The organism is Bacillus sp. EA-CB0995 (assembly GCF_055814245.1).
On sequence record NZ_CP169269.1, the window covers coordinates 2968412 to 2987561 of the forward strand.

Below are 19150 nucleotides of genomic sequence, written 5' to 3' on the forward strand. Positions count from 1 at the left end.
TCACACTCCTTTTCACATGCACAACTGTGCTGCTCCTCTTTACAACAATAACGCTTTCTCCATCTAAAATTGGTTCATCTGAAACAGCAGTCCACATATCTCCATCTATTTTCACAATGCCATTCGCTTCATTTGTAATCGTTTGCACTATTATACCTTTTTTACCAACAAGTTGATCAACTGCATCTGTATACCCTTTTGCCTCCCGAAAATTCTTGGAAATACGTTTTGTAAAGATTGTCAAAACAAGACTGACAATAGATGCTATTACAACTTGAAGTAGCAAAGAATTTGGTACAAATAGCGCAATTAGACCTCCGACCACTGCACCTATTCCAAGCCATAATAAGTAAAATGTAACAGTCAGCATCTCTGCAATAAATAAAAGTCCGGCAATGACAAACCAAATCACCCATCCTGCCATGTGCAACCCTCGCTTCCATTCTATTTTTTATATGTATATGAGAGAAAGAAAACTTTATCCCGCTATTCGCGGGCAGTAAGACCCCCACCTCAAGATTGAGGGAAGTAAAAAAGATAGGTGGGGGATAACCGCTCGTAAAAGCCCGATTGGTGAGAGCTTTCCATCAGTGGAGGGATGAAGCCCCTCCCGCTGATGGAAGTTTCACTTTATCACGTTGTATCGAATAACCACTAAAAAGCTGAGGCGCCCATTCACAAATAATAAAATCTTACTATTACTAGAAAGTATGTAGTATCACATCTATTAGATGAAGAATATATTAAAATGATATATTAATATATTCTTTATTACACATGACAAATCCTCTCAAAAAATGACAAAAAATATTTTTTCACAAATGAGACCATGCAATAAATAACTTAGATAAGAAACCATTACATTATCTAAGCAAACATTTCCTACGTATTTAGCTAATTCAGTCATATATACGTCGCACTGTTGTTTACACTATGATGTTTACCACTTACGTATACGTAACAGTGAGAAAGCGATGTTTCTTAAATAGAAACATCGCTTTCTTGTTTACGCATATACTTTTTTCTTATATAGCATCATCATTCCACCAGTCTCTCCTCCATCATCATTACTTTATTTTGCTACTTGTGAGCAGTAAAACTCCCGCCTCAAGATTTTGAGAAAACAAAGAAGATAAGTTCACGATGAAGAAAAACCCCACTGATAGAAAGTTCACTTTATAACTTCTTCTAAAGTGAACTGATTTTCATATAAATACGTCGCGTATGGATTTCCAACATAGCGCACATGCCACGGTTCATACGTATATCCTGTTATCGCTTCTTTTTCTTTTTCATAACGGATAATAAAGCCAAATTTATGAGCATTTTCAGCAAGCCATTTTCCTTCCTTCGTGTCTCCAAATAAAGGTTCTAATTGAAAATTTGCAGATTGTGATGTAATGTCAATCGCTAACCCTGTTTGATGTTCACTTGTACCAGGTACTGCACTAGACATCGCTGTTTTTGCTTCCCCATCTTGTTTTTTATACATCGTATTCAATGCTTTTTGCCGTTCAAATGAACGAAATGCAGAAACAGCAAATAAAGAGATTTTTTCACTATTCGCTTGTTGAAACATGCGTTCTAATGCTGTAGCAGCTTCTTTACGCATTTTCTTTTTTCATTATCGCCTTCATATAGAAAACGAACTTTTGGTATTACTAAATCTTGCGGTTCATACAAATTTGGCAAACGCCTTTTCTTATTCACAAGGACAAGAGTTGAATCTGGATTGTTAACAACCGCAAGCCCTCCTTCAATTTTTGCAATTGTTTCTTGTACCTTTGGAAAAACAACGTTTCCTTGCGCTTCTATTGCTTGTTTTTCCTTATGCTCTATATATTGCAGCATTGCAATCACTCCAATGACAATCGCTACACTAAACAACATCCATTTTCTCTTCATATAACATCCTTTTATTCTAATAATTTTTCTATACAATACTCATCAACTTCCGTTACGCTCAATAACAGTTAATTCTAAACATCGCATACCATATATTTTTCCCCATTCTCTTATCCGTTTAAACCATTCGCTTCAACTTATTTCAAAATTTCAGAGATGCTTTTGCTTCCTATACTGCAATTTACCTACTCATTACGGTTACATTGTTTACATAATAAAATTATTTACAAGAGCCATTTTATAAAGTGAAACTTCCATCAGTGGGGGTTTTTTCATCCCCCACTGATGGTTAGTTGAACCAATCGGGCTTTTACGGGCAGTTATCCCCCACCTATCTTCTTTGCTTTTCTCTCAATCTTAAGGTGGGGGGCTTACTGCCCGTTAATGCGGGATAAATGAACATTCGCTACTATTTTTCTAAATCCCTTTTCCTTTTTCATAAGATAAAGAGACAAATTTCGATACAAAACAAAGAGCGTAAGCAACGTTTGCTTACGCTTAACCATTCACTTTCTCCGCTTTCCAATAGTACTTACTAAACGCTTCTGCAAGCGCATCAATACTACGATTGAGTTCTTCTTCTGAATTATCAACACCGCCTACTTCAATTAGAATCGCTTGACCGGATAAGTCTTGATTATATACCCCATTTCCTGAACTAAAACCTTTTTGAACTACTCCTCGGCTCAATCCAGGATACTTTTCGTTTAATGATTCATGCAGCGCTGTCGCCAATTGTAGGTTTTTTGCATAATTTTTATTTCCTTTCCCAATAACAAATGCCAACTTTGCATATGATTTATCACCAATCTGTTTCGTCGTTACATCTTTCCTTGCACTATCTCTATGCAAATCAAAAAAATATTGAAGCTGTCTATCGCTAGCCATAGCTTCTTGAACAATCTCACGAGACATTTTATAAGAGCTATTACTGTTTAACCCTTTACTAATTAGTTTTTTACCCACGTCCGTTGTATCATTTACTGCTCCAATCCCATGACTTTCAAATTGCTCACGAAGTCTGTTTCCAAACAAAGAAATATTTGTTGTTGCACTGGTGGCTTTATTTGGATCCGGGTCATTCGTTAAATTTAATAATGGCAAATATGACTCCCAACTATGTGTATGATAAATAAATACTACTTGCCGATTTCCCGTCGTTTGTGCTGGCTTCGGTTTCTCTTTATTTGAATCTGTTTTTTGAGGATTTCCTTGTTCTCCTGTCCTCTCTTTTACAAGCTCTTCTAGAGGTACGCTCGATTCAATAGGCAAATTTGTATAGTTTGTTCCTTCTCCAGCAATTACAATTTCCGTGTCATATTTCGAAAAACCTGGAAGTTCTGTTCCAATTAAACTACGAACGTCATCAAAGCGGATATTTGTCATTGCAGATAAAAGAAAAGAAGAGATAGAAAAATCTGCATTTAAATGACGATATTCTTGTGTAAAGTAACGATTTTCTGAACCAAGCACATACATATATCCATTCATAGAAAGGCCATTTAACCATTTATATAAATACATTGATTTTGTTTCTTTTAATGATGTTACGATCATACTAACAAACAAAAAAGCAGCCATTATTCCTATTAAAAATAGAAAAATAAATTTTGTAAGACTTGTCCGTTTCACATAAAAATAGCTTCGACTCATTAGATCACCCTCTCCCTATAAACATATGTACAAGCTATAGAGAATAGACCAAATGCAATTTGGCAATATTGGCATTGAGGTGAAAAGAATTGAAACTGATGATTGGATTATTTCCTATTATATTATCTTGTTTATTTGTTTTACTTGCGGTACATCCACGTATTCGCATTTGGTTAGATATATTTGCGTATGTTTGTTTATATGGATTTGGAACCATTATTGCATTTACTGTATACGATGTATTACTTCAGCAGACTGTTTTTATGACAACCATTCATCGTATATTATTAAACCCTTTATTTCTTCTTACTGGTGCGTATATCGGTATATATTTTTTATATCTAATACTGTATAAACTCATTTCAAGCATAAGAAATTAAAGGAAGGTGCTATGATGAAAAATTATATACGTTGCTATAAATGTAAAAAGTGCATTTATCGTAAGCGTGATCTCGTTACAGTTGCTTTGTTTTTTCAAATCCTCACTTATCATGGTTGCTGTTTTGAACAAGAATTACACGAACTCCGCTTTCCTTTGTCCAAATTCCTTCCCTTAAACACACTGTTTGGCAAATTTTTTTCTTCTTACACACTTTGTATTGGTTTCATTTTACTTCTGACAGACCCTTCTGTATTTTGGCTTAGTATGCTTTGCTTTCTTCCAATCTTTTACCGTTTCTTTTCTTATTGGTACATTGAACGTTACTTCTAAAGAAACTGATTAGATTTTCCTTTTGAAATGCTTATACATGTCCATTTTTTTCATACTTTTAGCCAATTGCTGTTCCATTGGGAACCTCCATACCTGGCTCTAATAAAATAACATCACCTTTTCCAGGAACGCCGCCAAGTACAAGTACTTCAGATTTAAATCCGGCCACTCGTTTTGGCGGAAAATTAACAACTGCAACAACTTGCTTTCCAATAAGTTCTTCCGGCGTATATCGTTTCGTGATTTGCGCGCTTGACTGTTTCATTCCAAGGTCGCCAAAATCAATCTCTAGCTTAATAGCGGGTACTCGAGCTTCAGGAAATACTTCTGCTCGATAAATCGTCCCAATACGAATATCTAATTTCATAAAATCTTCAAAAGTAGCCATTTTTATATTCCTCCTTGCCATTTATCCCGCATTAACGGGCAGTAAAACCCCCACCTCAAGATTCAGAAAGAAGCAAAGAAGATGGGTGGGGGATAACTGCCCGTAAAAACCCGATTGGTGAGAGCTTTCCGTTAGTGGGGGATGAAGTCCCCCACTAACGGAAGTTTCACTTTATATTCATATTAGACAGTTACTTTTATTTCCCTTCAAAAAAGAAAGATGCCTATGCACCTTTCTTTTGTACTTCCTGCAATTCTTTCGAACTAGATAAGAAAAATCCATCTCCTATTTTCAGAGATGGATTTCCCTCTTACTCTACAATTTCCACTTCACGTGAATTTTTCATTTCTTCTACATGTATAACGCGGAATCCATGATCTTCTAAATCTTTTAAAAGCGGCTGTAGTTCTTCTGCCGCAAATCCTTCTCCTAATGTAAACATAATTCTACGTACATATAGTGCGTTGTTATCAAATGTCATTAGACTTTGAATTCCACTATATTTTTTCAGTACAGTTGATAGTTTTTGAATAGCACCATTATAATCTTGTGTTCCGACCATAACTGAATACATACTAGAATGAAGGCCCCATGCATCTTCTAGTAACTCAAATACTTTTTTATGTGTTAAAATACCAAGAAAAAATCCATTGTCATTCACAACAGCAATATATGGTAACTCTTTAATTGTAAAGAACACTTTAAAGAATGAAGAATCTTCTTTTACATACCCATCTTTATTGCGCAATAACTCTTTCACATTATCATCTAAAGAACCTTTATATTCTAAAATATCTACTTTATAAATATTCCCTAAAAATGTTTCTTCTTTTTTATCTAGAACTGGAACACAGCGATATCCGGTTCTATTTAAATGATCTAGCGCTTCTTGCAACGTATATGTATCCTTACAAAACAACACTTCTTTTTTTGAAACATAGTTTCCTTTTACCCTCATAAAAATCCCCCTTATGTTAAAATATTTTCTGTGTCATAAATATATAATATTTTCAGAAAAAAATAAATATTATATTTAATTTTTCTGATTTCATTCATCATCTGTCATCATTTCTTCATAAATCTTTCATTTTTTCAACAAATATGGAAGAAGATATCATATGAAAATTTCCTTTCCTATCGAAAACAGATTGTATCTTTCAAAAAGAAACGTTAAAATAATAGTAATAATTTTCAGAATTTTATAAAAGTAGGTGAAATATATAGTGTCTTCTATTATCACTTATGTGTATCGTTGTCTTTTGGGCTTTATAACTATTATTCTTATTAGCCCAATTCCTGCTGCTCTTCTAAACGACAACCAATCCTATTTTGAAGTACTATATACAATGATTAATCATTTTGTACATTTTCGTTCTATCTCTATTCCGATGACAGATTGGATTCATGAATCATTCTTTTTTCTTCTTATCAACCACACGACATATCAAAATCATTTGATTCACATGAAAATTCAATCCCATTGTTTCCATACATATGGAAATTATATTTTTTATCTATGATGCGATTCTTACTTTCACTTACTGTCGGTTTTCTCCTTAGTCTTAGAATTGGTCGATTTTTTATTAAGTTATCTCCTAAAAATAGAAAACGTTTTTCATTTTTACGCTGGATTCCATTTTCATTTGGCACTGTCCTACTACAATGTATCATCATCACTCTTTTTCTCTTCACAGCATCGTACATATCTTTTCCATACTTTTCTTCTCTTTTAATCATTTGTAGTACATCCATAATTCTTATCATCCAAGCCATCAAAACATGGATTCCTTTCTTATATACAGTACAAGAAACAACACATGCGCATGATTCAGCTTTTTTTAGTAATACACTATTCGCTTCGCTGCTTGCAAGCCATAAATCTATCGTTAGTTCCATATTAATTTCCTTTATGTATATGGAGTGCATTTTTCATGTAAATGGGTTATTTCAATTTATTGTACAGTATTGTGTTAGTTCACCAACACTTGTTGCAATAGGCCTTTTATTACTGTATATCCCATACATGCTGATTTCTCTCTTACAAATATTATGGAAAAGAAATCGCCATATTGCGCGTATCCATACACTATCACGCACAACAATAAAGTGAAACTTCTATCAGTGGGGGCCCCACTGATGGTTAGTTGAACCAATCGGGTGCATGCCAGAAGTTATCCCCCACCTATCTTCTTTACTTTCTCTAAATCTTGAGGTGGGGATCTTACTGCCCAAAAGTAGCGGGATAAAAATTCCTACCAATAATATTCTTACGACCATTTTTTCATAAAATTTCACATTCCCGGCCTCCTTCCTTTGACTATCCCTTCCTTTTCCATATATTATTAAGGTAAAACTTTTATTCAGGAGGTGACATCTTTATTCTAAATTTAGAATAAAGAATATCCTTGGACATACTAAAACTTTTTATCATCGCTTTACTCATTCTTATTTCTGGCTTTTTCGTAGCATCAGAGTTCGCTGTTGTTAAAGTACGCAAAAGTCGGATTGACCAACTTGCCAATGAAGGTAATAAAAAAGCAATCCTAGCAAGAAAAGTTGTTTCCAATTTAGATGTATACTTATCTGCTTGTCAGCTAGGTATTACCATTACTTCATTAGGACTCGGTTGGCTTGGTGAACCTACTGTGGAGCACTTATTGGAGCCGCTTTTTGAAAAAATGAATATAACAGGTTCAATGAAACAAACATTATCAGTTATTATAGCTTTTAGCGTCATTACATTCTTTCACGTGGTACTAGGTGAACTGGTTCCAAAATCATTTGCTATTCAAAAGGCCGAACAAATTACATTGAAGTTCGCAAGACCTTTAATTATATTCGATAAAATAATGTATCCTTTTATCTGGTTATTAAATAGCACAGCGCTATTTTTCACGAAACTATTTGGATTACAACCGATAAAAGAGAATGAACTTTCTCACTCTGAAGAAGAGCTGCGCCTTATTTTAAGCGAGAGCTATAAGAGCGGGGAAATTAATCAATCTGAATATAAATATGTAAACAATATTTTTGAATTTGATGATCGAGTTGCAAAAGAGATTATGGTTCCACGTACTGAAATGATCTGTTTATCAACTGAAAATTCATTAGCGGAAAATATGGAAATTATCTCTAGCGAAAAATATACGCGTTATCCTATTATCAGAAAAGATAAAGATGATGTTGTCGGTATGATTAATACAAAAGAAATCTTTCATGATCAAACAAAAGGGATCTGTAAGCCGCTAGAGTCATACATACATCCCGTTTTAACAGTATTCGAAACTGTACCAATTAAAAAGGCACTCATTCATCTACAAAAAAATCGTGTCCAGTTAGCAATTATTATGGATGAATATGGTGGAACTGCAGGTCTTCTTACAATGGAAGATATTATTGAAGAAATTATTGGGGAAATTCAAGATGAATTCGATATAGATGAAACACCAATGATTGAGAAACGCAATCCAACATTAACGTTACTTGACGGAAAAGTGCTTATTTCTGATGTAAATGATATGTTTGGCCTTCATATCGATGATAGTGATTTAGATACAATCGGAGGCTGGTTCTTGTCACAAACAATCGACGTAAATATTGAGCCAGGCCATACTATTCAATATGAAAATTATCAGTTCAAAGCATTAGAATTAGATGGCCATCAAATAAAAAAAATCGCCGTTAGTAAAATAGATACACAAAAAGGAGTTACGCTGTGAATACCTTTTTAACTATATGTATTATTGCTTGTTTCATTATATCGTTCATTGCGTTTATTTATCCGATTATTCCAGGTATACTCGCTTTATGGGCTGGGTTTTGTATTTATCAATTTGGCATTAACGACTTAGAATTAACAAAATCATTTTGGCTTATTCAAATTGTATTTACAATTATATTTTTCATTGCTGATTTTGTTACGAATAGCTATTTCTTAAAAAAGTACGGAAGTACAAAATGGAGCGAACGTATCGGTATGGTTTCTATTATTGTTGGATCGTTCTTTTTCCCGCCATTTGGGCTAATTATTATCCCATTTCTTTCCGTTTTCGTAACAGAATTAATGCATAAAAAAGCACCACAAGAAGCCTTTATGGTTGGGGTTGCAACAGTTATCGGATTTTTAAGCAGCACAATAGCTAAAGCGATTTTACAAATCATTATGATTATTATATTTGTATGCTATATTATTTTTTAGCCATCCTTATGATAAGGATGGCTTTTTTAATAGGCAATGCCCACTCGTTTTTTATAATGAATATCATGATAAAGTAATTGATAAGCAAAATGGGCTGTATCTCCAACTGTGATCTTCATACCATCTAGCGGTAACACATCTTCTTCAGTTCGATAAATAGCTGTTTCTTCTCCATCTATTAAGTGTGTTGGACAGACAATCGTCCATTGTAATTTGCTATTCTCTAAAGCCAAATAAGCCGCTACATGGTCTTCCGCTGCTGCCGTTGTCTTTCGACGTGATTCACTGGATTGAAAGCGATATAATTGCGGATTCAAACGTGCCTGTAAAATCCCAGCCGTTCCAATTGTTATAATTCTCATAATCCCTTCCTCGTTCATAGCATGTATAATATTTGGTAAGCTTTTTGATAACGTTCTATTTCCATCGGTACCTAGTGCACTAATTACAACATCTGCTCCCTTTACACACGCTCTCACATCTTCTTCATTCCATACATTTCCTTCTATTATACGAAAATTTCCATGTTGTACTTGTAGCTTTTCTTTATTTCTCACAAGCGCTGTCACTATATGATTATCCTGTAATGCAAATTTTAAAATTTTGAGTCCAACTCGACCCGTTGCTCCAAATAAACATATATTCATACTAACTCACACCCCTTCACTTCTCTCTATTGTTTCTGAAAAAGCAAAAATATACAACAAAAAAGCCTTCTCATTGATCGAGAAAGCTTCTATCATCATATAACACTTATTTCTTTTCGCTAGAGCTAGAGGAACTATCCTTTGAATCTTTCGAATCGTTATCTTTTACTTCTCCACTCGTTTCTTTATCCTTGCTCGTATCTCCTTGTTGCGTCGTCTCTTCCTCTTTCTTTTCCTCATCTTTACTACAACCTACCACAAATAAAGAGCTAGCAAGTGCAACAGCAGTTAACGATTTAACCCATTTATTCATTTGCTTATCCCCCTTTTGATAGAATATGTACATTTTCATATTACTTTTCTTTTTTGAAGGAAATATTAGGAATTAGTAAAGAGATGGTAAATGATTGTAAATTTTTCGAATACTATGAGTAATCTATTTTAATTTCTTTCTCATTTCGTTTATACTAAAAAAAATTCAGGAAGAAAGGCTGATTGAAATGGAACTTGGATTACAAGGAAAAACAGCGCTTGTTGTTGCATCGAGTCAAGGACTAGGAAAAGCAATTGCTACTCAACTTGTCACAGAAGGCACAAATGTAATGTTATTGAGCCGTAACGAAGAAAAACTACAAAAAATTCAAAAGGAACTCACTCAATTGAATAACGGAAACGTTGCTTATACTGTTTGTGACATAACAAATACTGAACATATTAAGCAAGCCGTGGAACGAACCACTCAAACATTCGGAACAATCGATATTTTAATAAACAATGCCGGAGGCCCAACGCCAGGTACATTTGAACAATTATCAGACGAACATTGGTATCATTCTTTTGAATTAAATTTATTAAGCTACGTTCGAATGATTCGAGAAGTACTTCCACACATGAAAAAGAACGGTGGAAAAATTATTAATATCGCTTCTTCTTCTATAAAAGAGCCGATTCCAGGTCTACTTCTATCTAACACATTCCGTGTAGGTATTACAGGCTTAACAAAAACGCTCGCTTCTGAATTTGCACCGTATAACATTTTAATTAATACGATTGCACCAGGACGAATTGCTACTGAACGCGTTGCTTCTCTTGATACTTTGGCTGCTCAGAAACATGGTATTTCAGTAGAGGAAGTGCAAAAAGAATCCAAAGCAACCATTCCACTCGGAAGATACGGGCAACCTTCAGAGTTTGCGACATTTGCCACATTCCTTGTATCCGATGCAAACACCTATATGACGGGTCAATCCTTTTTAGTAGATGGTGGCATGGTAAAAGGATTATAAAGAATTTAAATATCACAGATTTACTTCCTGCTACATATTGAATGGAAAATAACAAAAAGACAGCGGTATCGCTGTCTTTTTCATCCATATTTTTCTTCATCCATCATTGCTTGTATGCTATACTCTTTTTTCATAACATATTGCCACACACTGTATGCGTTTCGATTCATTTTCAAAAAACAACTTTCTAAAAAAGAACGAAATTCTGGATTTGCCACTTGGATTGCCACCTGTGCATACCTAAGTGCCAACCGCTTCAAATGTGAAATATACGAAAAGGCAATTTCTATATCATCTTTTTGTCCACTATAGTTAGTTTGCACTGTTTCAATTGATGATGAAACTGGATACTTGCCAATAACATGCTGTACATTTTCACCTTCTTGAAAATTAATCTGTTCATTATACGCTTGTAATAAGTAAGGTAAATGTTGCTGTAACAATTCTTTTAATTCATTATCACGTACTTCTCTCATATATTCACCAATTACACATATCACTTCATAACTATAACTCATGAGCTCTTCAATATAATTCATCCAATATTTCCTCCTCTCTACTGATATGTATGCTATAAATAGAATGACAGAACCTTCGACACTCTCGCCAAAAACTTATCCCACATACTCATTTTTTCAAAGTCTTTCTCCGAAAATTGCTTTGCTTGCTGGAAATCCGTTTGCAAACGACGTTGTATTTCACCAATAATTTTTCCTTCATAAATAAAACAATCTGATTCTGCATTTATATAAAAACTGCGATTATCAAAATTCGCGGTTCCGACATCTGCAAACTTATCATCAATAAGAGTCACTTTCCCATGAAAGAAACCGTCTCGATATTGATATATTTCTGCTCCAGAACGCAGTAACTTTTCCAAATAAGGATAAGCTGCCTGCTTTAATAGCAAAGCATCACTTTTAAAAGGTACAAGAATTTGTAATCGTACTCCCCTCTGCAATGCATTTTGTAACCCCGTCATCATTTCTTTACTGGGCACAAAGTAAGGAGTGGCAATCACAATTGATGTTTTCGCACTTTGTATCATCTCTTTATAGTGTGCCCATAAACCTTTTCCATCTGTAAATACATATCGATACTTGTTATTCCCTTGTATAGGCGTTATCTCATGTGAGGATAACTCTTTCCCAGTATCCAATTCCCAGTCTTTTGCAAATTGTCTTTTCATATCCTGTGCACCTGAACCAGTAATACGAACATGGTAATCACGCCATTTTCCAAAACGAGGATCCTCCCCAAGGTATTCATGCCCTATATTAAATCCCCCTACATATGATATATTCCCATCTATTGCCGCAATGCGGCGATGATTGCGATTATGAAGTGTATAAAAGAAATTTTTGAAACGAGGCTTTTTACTAAACGTAAACTGTACACCACTATTTTCTAATTCTTGTATCGTTTTCTTCTTTATTTTATATCCCCCAATGCGATCCACAGATAATTTCACTTCAACGCCTGAAGCTGCTTTTTGCTTTAATAATTGTAAAAATTTATTGCTTATCTTATCTTTACCTACAATATAAAAATGAAGATAAATATATTGTTTCGCCTGATTAATATCAGCAAAAAGATCTCGATAAAAATCATTTCCATCTACATAAAGCTTAAAATCACCATAACGAATCTGTGATATTGGATTTTCTTTTACTCTGTTTCTGCCTACTTTTACATCTACATGCATCCATATCACCATAATTCCTATACAAAAAAGGAGGAACAGAAGTTTTCTCATCGAGAATCCTTTCCTTTCAAATTATCATTTTTATATGTTTCCCCCTCACTATTTCCCTATACAATAAAAAACATCATTTACATGACATATATCCCTGTCAAATCATTCCGAAAGTGCATATTGTATTCTGTAACCTAAAACAAAAGGAGGAAAAAACAATGGGCTTTGGAGTTCACGGCGGTGGGTTTGCGTTAGTTGTTGTATTATTTATCCTCTTAATTATTGTTGGTGCTGCTTGTTTTTGCTAACTAGCTATCCACTTCATACAACTTTTATGTAGACAAAAAAACTATGAAAAAGAACATCTAATGATTAGATGTTCTTTTTCTGTTTATAATGATAATGTGACACTTTAATCAGTGGAGATTTTCTGTATCCTCCACCTAATCTTTGCTTCTAGCATAACTTTGAGGTGAGGCTATTACTGCTCGTTAATGCGGGATAAATTTTATAAAGCTTTCATCTATAAAAAAGAAGCCGATTTTATGAATCGGCTCCTCGGTATACATATTGGTCTTTTGGAGGTTCTACTGTGTGCCAATTTGTAACTTCTAATACAGGTATATTTGCGTGAAACGGTTGATAAAACTCTGTTGAAATTGTTCCTTCAACTTCAATCCAATCATCATTCTTCCACTGAGCATCTTCTGGTTTCTTGACCAACATCCCATACACACCTGAATCAGCAACACAGTGAATAATTCCAAAGCGGAATACAAAATACTGTTCTTTTTTAGAAGAATCATCACGGAATACAAACCCCTTAAAAGAAAGGGTCTTACCCGTGAATTCGCCAGGATAGTTATATATTATTTCCATCCCTTTCAAAAAGTTTGTATCGTTTAAAACAATTTTATCTTTTGTTACGAAGTCCTTCTTTTCTTTTTCCATGAGTTCCCGATAACCTTCTTGTGCATAGTAAATGCTCGTATCAGGTTTTAAAAACTGTCGATTCATAAACGGGTCTGTATTTCCTGGCTCCGCAACGGGGAAATGAAACCCTTTTGCTTTTACGATATCAGAATCTAATGTTGCAATTGGAAGAAAGAGCCCCGTAATAATCGGAAAACAAAATACTGTATACGTAAGAAGACGTTTCCACCATGTATTTTCATCTTTTGAATGATCATGACCACAATGACTTTCATTGCAACCACATTCATGATCATGGTCATGTTCATGATTATGGTCATGTTTACCATGCTCTTTTTGAAATACGATAATCATTTGAATTACAGTTAAAAAACCTAAAATAATCGCTGCTGTTGTTGATAAATATGAATATTTCATATTTATATATTTCGTGATATTACCAGAAATATGAAGTTGTGCCAATAAAATTGTAAATCCAAGTAAAATATAAGCTCGAAACATTGATTATCCCCCCATCGCATAAATGAGTAGTGAGCTTGCGTAAACAACAACTGTAATTAAAGCAATCAAAACAATAACAAAACGTGTTTTAAAAGTTGCAAACATCATAATCATATTTTTAATATCCACCATCGGTCCGTATACAAGAAAGGCGACTAGAGCTGGTGTTGCAAATGTACTTTGGAATGAAGATGCAATAAACGCATCCGCTTCTGAACATAAGGATAAAATAAAAGCAAGCCCCATCATAACAGCAGATGAAGAAAACGGTCCTTGTCCAATCTCAAGCAGTGTAGAAGTCTTTACAAAAGTTTGTACGCTTGCCGCAATAAGTGCGCCGATAATTAAAAATTTCCCCATTGAGAAAAACTCTTCAACAGCATGTGTACATACGTCCCAAAATTTTTGACGAAATGGTCGATTATGATCTACCACTGGAAAATTAGTATTCCGTAGTTGATGACCTTTAAACGTAAACGATAATATAAGACTGACAATAACAGCTACAACAATAGCTACAATAGCACGATACCACACCATATGCATACTACTACCGAATGCTACATATGTCGCAAATAAAACGATAGGATTAATAATCGGTCCAGTCAACATGAAGGCAATACCAGCATAAGGTGGTACTCCCTTTCCGATAAGGCGTCGAACGATTGGAACAATTCCACATTCACAACCCGGAAACAACATCCCTAGAAAAACAGCTAATAATATTGATAGAAAACGATTCTTCGGCATCCATTTTGCTATCATATCTTCTGTCACAAACATTTGAATGAATCCTGAAATGAATACACCAATTAATACAAATGGCAGTGCTTCAATTAAAATTGAAATAAAAATCGTATTCATTTGCAGGAACGCTTTTGGTAAATGAAACATTTCCATGATGCACATCCTCCATCTTTTCAGTAACAATAAGTAATTGTAACTGGAATCCGTAAATTGAACAAGTAATTATAAACATTAATCCAAATGGTATATTATATAATTTCCATTTCTTGGATTAATGAATAACAGTGTTCAAAAGTGTTAGTTTCTCAATACCTTACAGCAAAAAAGCTGTTTTGGAGATGCTCCAAAACAGCTGAATTTCATGTTAAAAATAACGTTTCTTCCAAAAAACAAATGCCATTACGCAAGATAATATTGCAGATATAATCATAGCCATTAAAAAGCCATGAGGATTTCCACTTAAAGGAACCGGAACGTTCATTCCAAAAAAACTGGAAACCATTGTTGGCACTGATAATATGATTGTCATAGAAGTTAAAAACTTCATAACACTGTTTAAATTATTGGAAATGACAGAACTAAATGTATTCATCATACCACTTAAAATATGGCTATATATTTCGGCCATCTCAATTGCCTGCTTATTTTCAATTAATACATCTTCAAGTAAATCTTGATCATCTTCATACATTTTCAAAAATGTATTATTTCGCATCAATTTTTGAATCACAATCTTATTTGCCTTTAAAGATGTCGTAAAGTACACTAAGCTTTTTCAAGTCCTAATAAAGTAAAAATCTCTTTATTTTTCATCGATTTATTGAGCTCATGCTCTAAATCCGTTGTTTTTCGATTAATCTGTTTTAAATAACGTAAATAATAAGTAGAAATCGTATATAAGAGCTGCAGTGCAAAACGCGTCTTTTTAAAAGTATAAAATTCTTTAATACGCTGATTAATAAAACGTTCAAAAATCGGATTTTCTTCCAAACAAATTGTAACAAAACATTCCGGCATGACAATCATACCAATCGGAATCGTATCATACATTGAATTTCCTTCTTCGTCATGTCTAACTGTTGGAATATCGACGATAATTAAAGCATTATCATCTTCTTTTTCAATACGTGAACGCTCTTCATCATCCAAAGGGTCTTTAATGAAGTCCAATTCTACGTTTAATGTTTGAACTAAAAATTGAATTTCTTCCTCTGTTGGATGAAGCACATTAATCCAACAGCCTTTTTGAATTTCCTCGATTTCTTGTAGTTTTCCGTTTCGGTCTGTTAAATAAATATTTAACATACTATCACCCCGATTCTTTTTACCTGTAGGAACCAACCTCACTTTGAAATAACAGTCTATTTTAAACCGCCATTTTCAGCATATGAAACAAACGAGAAGATTTCAATAGAAAATTCTTTTGAAAACGCTTTTCTTCGTAAATTATTAAAATAGAAAAAGACAGAGCGCTCTCTGTCTTTTATAGACATTATGTTGCCTTTATAACATATTTGGAAAGTATCCACAAGTTAAATAAAACAGAAAAAGTATAACCAGCATACGTCGCAATAATAAAGCTAATATAGTCAAATTGCTGAAGCAATACAACATTTAACACAATTTTTATACCTACTCCTATAAGCAAACCAAACACCGTTTTTCGCTGTTGATTAATTCCTTGTAGCATGGCCGCTGTTACAGAAAAAAGTGAAAATAGTATACAGGCCGGGGCGTAATAGCGTAAAATCACACTTCCTATTGCGGGATCATTCCCCATTCCAAATAGTAATGTATATACTGGCTCAGCTAAAAAGATCATTCCTAATGATGCTGGAATCGTAATGAATACCACAAGCAAATTTGTCCTTGTAAAATGTTTATATAATAACTGTTCATTTTTTGCTACATACGCCTTTGTCATTTCAGGGACGAGCGACATGCTAAAAGCTGTAGCAACAGAAACTGGAATTAACACAACCATTTGTACAAGCCCAATAATAGCATTCATTTTTTCTGCTTCCCGTTGTAAGTATCCCATCTGCATTAATAACTTATTAATTGTAAATGTATCAATTGTTTGGTACAAAGGAATTGCAAGACCTACAACAACAAATGGAATGGAGTATGTAAATAATTCTTTATAGAGTGTAAAAAATGATTTTGTTGTTTGCGGAACACTTACGCTTTCTTTTTTCTTTAAATACCGTCTTCTCTTTATGTAATATGCAATTAAGATTACAAGCCCTGCTACTGCCCCTACAAAAGCACCAAGCGTAGCAACTCCAACTGCTAATGAAGTTGATCCTTTATATATATGAAGCACCGTAAAACTCCCGATTAAAATCGTTAACACTCGAAAAAATTGCTCCACAACAACACTTGAAGCAGATGGTCCCATCGATTGAAACCCTTGAAAAAAGCCGCGTAATAAGCTCATCGAAGGTACAATTAACAAAGCAAAGCTTACAATTTGAATATTATATGTAACGGTTGTCACACTATTGCCCGTTTGATCTCCGCTATCAACAACAATCTTTGCCAGCTGAGGAGCTAAACAATATAACAATAAAAACGATGTAACTCCCATAAAAGCCATAAAAATAAGCCCGCTTTTTAATACTCGTTTCACCGTGTAATAATCGTCTAATTCATTATATTTAGACACCATTTTTGACACAGCTAAAGGAAGTCCCATTGTGGCGATACTAAGCATGATTGTATAAGGACGATAAGCATATGTATACAATACATATCCACCTGTTCCAACCATCGCTGTAAAAGGAATAACGTATATAAACCCAAGCATTTTCGAAATCATCGTTGCCATTGTTAAAAAGAATGTTCCGCGTAAAAACGGTGATCCTTTCATGAAATTCCTCCGCTATACTGTTTTACTACACCATATGGACAACTTTCTACTTTTAGAACTTATACGAAGTGAAACTTTGATGAAAACTCCCGCCACTTATCTCCTTCGGATCTTGAAGTGGGGGTTTCTCGTGTACCTTCAAGAGATGCTTAACACGAGTGGAGTTGACACAGCTGCCTGATGGCACAACCCCTCTATTCCATCGGCAAACGCCTTTGGAACTGCTTTTTTTAAGATGTTATAGGAACCATTCACATCGGCGTTCAGTAGTTTATTCTGTTTTGTACGGTACAAGCCACGTTTGATGCGTTTTCCACTGAATACAGGAATGTCCTCTTCACCATAAGTTGGGATTTCATCATTGTCTAGAAAGGAAGCCTTGCTTGCATACGATTCTTCCACTACTTGTACAGCAATACCTTGTCGATTCGCCTTATAGGTGATCATTTCAATGAGTTGATTGTGTGGGATATGACAGAAGGATTGATTCTGTTGTTTCCCCATATCACTCTTTTGTTTCCATAATGTATTTTTTCCGATTACAATCATAGAGATCTCATGTTGAACTGCGAAATGAATAATACGATAACTGATTTTGTGAAAGAAATCTTTTATTTTGAGAAATCGTTTCTCATGAAGTCTCTCTAAACGGTTTGATGTGTGTGGTCCTTCTTTGGGTTCTTTTCCATGACGAAGAATCCCCAGTAAATGAGCCTTTTGTTTGTTGTAGTATTGATTGATACTTTTGATCACATTGCCCTTTACCAACACAGGTTTGGTCCCTATATTCGTTATGATAGTTGCAATGTTATTGATTCCTAAATCAATACTCATATAGCGATTATTGTCGACATGCTCAGCTGCTGGCTCAGATTGTTCTGTCACAATTTCCACCTTAAACTTCCCGTAGGCAGGACACACACGTACCTCTTTTAGATTGCCAATCCGCCCAAACAATTTACCAATATTTAATTTTATGCTTGTTTTTGGAAAACGAATGTACTTATCTTGGAATTTACATACTTGATTCGTGAATACAATTTCTTTCATAGATGATTTGATATATTTTGGAATGCGAGGTCTACCTGTAAAAGTGGAAGGATGTTTCTGATATGCTTTCATAGAAGCGAAGAATGATTTCCAGTTTTGGTATAACTTCTTCATAACCGATTGATTCGTTTGTGCTGGCAAGTTCATATAATCTTGTTGTTTCATTGTTTTAAACAAACAATCTAGAAAGTTATAGGATAGAAATGATTTCTCTTTTGTCGGTAATGTGAACAGATTACACTTCATTTCTTTCTGTTCTTTAATAGGTTTCTCTTTCTGTTTTTGTACACGTTTTTGATACGCATTAAGTTGATTTTCATTCATGGTTTCAATATGTGTTTGTAATGTATGAAGAACTTCTTGTTGAAGTGGCTGTAATGGTTGATCAGTACGTAAGGCCGTATATACTTGGCGAATATAGAAGTTTGTTGTATTGTATAGGTTTTTGGCGTTTTGACACATTTCTAGGAAGTAAGAGTATAACTTATGACCTTTCTTGATCCAAATTTGATAGGTTGCATATTCTCTTTCTTTCGTCATCATTTTCACCTCCTTCTTTCCT

17 protein-coding genes and 3 pseudogenes are annotated in these 19150 nt (G+C 34.4%); 5 read left to right on the top strand and 15 right to left on the bottom strand.

The window, feature by feature from the left end:
* Positions 1-7: 7 nt before the first annotated feature.
* The 3 genes and pseudogenes from ACEWFJ_RS15375 to spoIIP all read right to left on the bottom strand — a co-directional run.
* Positions 8-424, bottom strand: a pseudogene (locus tag ACEWFJ_RS15375) (NfeD family protein); the annotation flags it as partial.
* 747 nt (positions 425-1171) lie between these two features.
* A pseudogene (locus tag ACEWFJ_RS15380) lies at positions 1172-1905 on the bottom strand (M15 family metallopeptidase).
* A 498-nt stretch (positions 1906-2403) separates the two neighbouring features.
* On the bottom strand, positions 2404-3558 hold the full coding sequence (gene spoIIP, locus ACEWFJ_RS15385) for a stage II sporulation protein P (RefSeq protein WP_473689130.1): 1155 nt from the start codon (positions 3556-3558) through the stop codon (positions 2404-2406).
* 89 nt (positions 3559-3647) lie between these two features.
* Between spoIIP and ACEWFJ_RS15390 the strand changes: the two genes are divergently transcribed.
* Complete coding sequence (locus ACEWFJ_RS15390; protein ID WP_098310860.1) at positions 3648-3938, top strand: hypothetical protein; 291 nt, start codon at positions 3648-3650, stop codon at positions 3936-3938.
* A gap of 390 nt (positions 3939-4328) precedes the next feature.
* Here the strand turns inward: ACEWFJ_RS15390 and csaA are convergent, their stop codons facing one another.
* The 3 genes from csaA to ACEWFJ_RS15405 form a co-directional block, all read right to left on the bottom strand.
* Positions 4329-4658, bottom strand: coding sequence for a chaperone CsaA (gene csaA / locus ACEWFJ_RS15395; protein ID WP_473689131.1), 330 nt, complete (start codon positions 4656-4658; stop codon positions 4329-4331).
* A gap of 310 nt (positions 4659-4968) precedes the next feature.
* Positions 4969-5616 (bottom strand): cyclic di-AMP binding protein CbpA, encoded by a 648-nt coding sequence (cbpA, locus tag ACEWFJ_RS15400; protein ID WP_098310489.1) that lies wholly within the window; start codon positions 5614-5616, stop codon positions 4969-4971.
* A gap of 470 nt (positions 5617-6086) precedes the next feature.
* Complete coding sequence (locus tag ACEWFJ_RS15405) at positions 6087-6554, bottom strand: hypothetical protein (protein WP_473689132.1); 468 nt, start codon at positions 6552-6554, stop codon at positions 6087-6089.
* A 509-nt stretch (positions 6555-7063) separates the two neighbouring features.
* On the opposite strand from ACEWFJ_RS15405, the gene ACEWFJ_RS15410 reads away from it, so the two are divergent.
* Positions 7064-8377 carry a hemolysin family protein gene (locus tag ACEWFJ_RS15410; RefSeq protein ID WP_473689133.1) on the top strand — a complete coding sequence of 438 codons (1314 nt, stop codon included), beginning with the start codon at positions 7064-7066 and terminating at the stop codon, positions 8375-8377.
* Positions 8374-8856: a DUF456 domain-containing protein gene (locus ACEWFJ_RS15415; protein WP_098310487.1), complete on the top strand. Its 483-nt coding sequence runs from the start codon at positions 8374-8376 to the stop codon at positions 8854-8856. The genes ACEWFJ_RS15410 and ACEWFJ_RS15415 overlap by 4 nt, the downstream gene beginning before the upstream one ends.
* Before the next feature lie 26 nt (positions 8857-8882).
* On the opposite strand, the gene ACEWFJ_RS15420 is transcribed toward ACEWFJ_RS15415, so the two are convergent.
* Positions 8883-9503: an NAD(P)-dependent oxidoreductase gene (locus ACEWFJ_RS15420; RefSeq protein ID WP_473689134.1), complete on the bottom strand. Its 621-nt coding sequence runs from the start codon at positions 9501-9503 to the stop codon at positions 8883-8885.
* 106 nt (positions 9504-9609) lie between these two features.
* The gene (locus tag ACEWFJ_RS15425; protein ID WP_098310485.1) at positions 9610-9816 is read right to left on the bottom strand and encodes a hypothetical protein; all 207 of its coding nucleotides are present in this window, start codon (positions 9814-9816) and stop codon (positions 9610-9612) included.
* Between the two features lie 187 nt (positions 9817-10003).
* On the opposite strand from ACEWFJ_RS15425, the gene ACEWFJ_RS15430 reads away from it, so the two are divergent.
* The gene (locus tag ACEWFJ_RS15430; RefSeq protein WP_098310484.1) at positions 10004-10789 is read left to right on the top strand and encodes an SDR family oxidoreductase; all 786 of its coding nucleotides are present in this window, start codon (positions 10004-10006) and stop codon (positions 10787-10789) included.
* Positions 10790-10869: 80 nt separating this feature from the next.
* On the opposite strand, the gene ACEWFJ_RS15435 is transcribed toward ACEWFJ_RS15430, so the two are convergent.
* Entirely contained in the window at positions 10870-11328 is a 459-nt protein-coding gene (locus tag ACEWFJ_RS15435; protein WP_473689135.1) for a spore coat protein, read from the bottom strand.
* 32 nt (positions 11329-11360) lie between these two features.
* Positions 11361-12545: a cardiolipin synthase gene (gene cls / locus ACEWFJ_RS15440; RefSeq protein ID WP_473689136.1), complete on the bottom strand. Its 1185-nt coding sequence runs from the start codon at positions 12543-12545 to the stop codon at positions 11361-11363.
* 158 nt (positions 12546-12703) lie between these two features.
* On the opposite strand from cls, the gene ACEWFJ_RS15445 reads away from it, so the two are divergent.
* Complete coding sequence (locus tag ACEWFJ_RS15445) at positions 12704-12793, top strand: YjcZ family sporulation protein (protein WP_098310481.1); 90 nt, start codon at positions 12704-12706, stop codon at positions 12791-12793.
* A 235-nt stretch (positions 12794-13028) separates the two neighbouring features.
* Here ACEWFJ_RS15445 and ACEWFJ_RS15450 read toward each other — a convergent pair whose 3' ends face one another.
* From ACEWFJ_RS15450 to ACEWFJ_RS15470, 5 genes and pseudogenes are all read right to left on the bottom strand, one after another.
* Positions 13029-13919: a TIGR03943 family putative permease subunit gene (locus ACEWFJ_RS15450; RefSeq protein WP_473689137.1), complete on the bottom strand. Its 891-nt coding sequence runs from the start codon at positions 13917-13919 to the stop codon at positions 13029-13031.
* A 3-nt stretch (positions 13920-13922) separates the two neighbouring features.
* Positions 13923-14819 (bottom strand): permease, encoded by an 897-nt coding sequence (locus ACEWFJ_RS15455; protein WP_098310479.1) that lies wholly within the window; start codon positions 14817-14819, stop codon positions 13923-13925.
* Between the two features lie 211 nt (positions 14820-15030).
* Positions 15031-15971 (bottom strand): annotated as a pseudogene (locus tag ACEWFJ_RS15460) (magnesium transporter CorA family protein).
* Between the two features lie 187 nt (positions 15972-16158).
* Positions 16159-17538 carry a putative polysaccharide biosynthesis protein gene (locus tag ACEWFJ_RS15465; RefSeq protein ID WP_473689138.1) on the bottom strand — a complete coding sequence of 460 codons (1380 nt, stop codon included), beginning with the start codon at positions 17536-17538 and terminating at the stop codon, positions 16159-16161.
* A 138-nt stretch (positions 17539-17676) separates the two neighbouring features.
* Positions 17677-19128 carry an RNA-guided endonuclease InsQ/TnpB family protein gene (locus tag ACEWFJ_RS15470; protein WP_473692545.1) on the bottom strand — a complete coding sequence of 484 codons (1452 nt, stop codon included), beginning with the start codon at positions 19126-19128 and terminating at the stop codon, positions 17677-17679.
* Positions 19129-19150 lie beyond the last annotated feature (22 nt).

What these genes read in the sequence shown, in the direction of transcription:
- spoIIP (WP_473689130.1), bottom strand. Translation starts at nt 3,558, where the DNA reads ATGAGTCGAAGCTATTTTTATGTGAAACGGACAAGTCTTACAAAATTT.
- csaA (WP_473689131.1), bottom strand. Translation starts at nt 4,658, where the DNA reads ATGGCTACTTTTGAAGATTTTATGAAATTAGATATTCGTATTGGGACG.
- cbpA (WP_098310489.1), bottom strand. Translation starts at nt 5,616, where the DNA reads ATGAGGGTAAAAGGAAACTATGTTTCAAAAAAAGAAGTGTTGTTTTGT.
- ACEWFJ_RS15405 (WP_473689132.1), bottom strand. Translation starts at nt 6,554, where the DNA reads ATGGAACTAACGATAGATTTATGGCTTGCAAGCAGCGAAGCGAATAGT.
- ACEWFJ_RS15420 (WP_473689134.1), bottom strand. Translation starts at nt 9,503, where the DNA reads ATGAATATATGTTTATTTGGAGCAACGGGTCGAGTTGGACTCAAAATT.
- ACEWFJ_RS15425 (WP_098310485.1), bottom strand. Translation starts at nt 9,816, where the DNA reads ATGAATAAATGGGTTAAATCGTTAACTGCTGTTGCACTTGCTAGCTCT.
- ACEWFJ_RS15430 (WP_098310484.1), top strand. Translation starts at nt 10,004, where the DNA reads ATGGAACTTGGATTACAAGGAAAAACAGCGCTTGTTGTTGCATCGAGT.
- ACEWFJ_RS15435 (WP_473689135.1), bottom strand. Translation starts at nt 11,328, where the DNA reads ATGAATTATATTGAAGAGCTCATGAGTTATAGTTATGAAGTGATATGT.
- cls (WP_473689136.1), bottom strand. Translation starts at nt 12,545, where the DNA reads ATGAGAAAACTTCTGTTCCTCCTTTTTTGTATAGGAATTATGGTGATA.
- ACEWFJ_RS15445 (WP_098310481.1), top strand. Translation starts at nt 12,704, where the DNA reads ATGGGCTTTGGAGTTCACGGCGGTGGGTTTGCGTTAGTTGTTGTATTA.
- ACEWFJ_RS15450 (WP_473689137.1), bottom strand. Translation starts at nt 13,919, where the DNA reads ATGTTTCGAGCTTATATTTTACTTGGATTTACAATTTTATTGGCACAA.
- ACEWFJ_RS15455 (WP_098310479.1), bottom strand. Translation starts at nt 14,819, where the DNA reads ATGGAAATGTTTCATTTACCAAAAGCGTTCCTGCAAATGAATACGATT.
- ACEWFJ_RS15465 (WP_473689138.1), bottom strand. Translation starts at nt 17,538, where the DNA reads ATGAAAGGATCACCGTTTTTACGCGGAACATTCTTTTTAACAATGGCA.
- ACEWFJ_RS15470 (WP_473692545.1), bottom strand. Translation starts at nt 19,128, where the DNA reads ATGACGAAAGAAAGAGAATATGCAACCTATCAAATTTGGATCAAGAAA.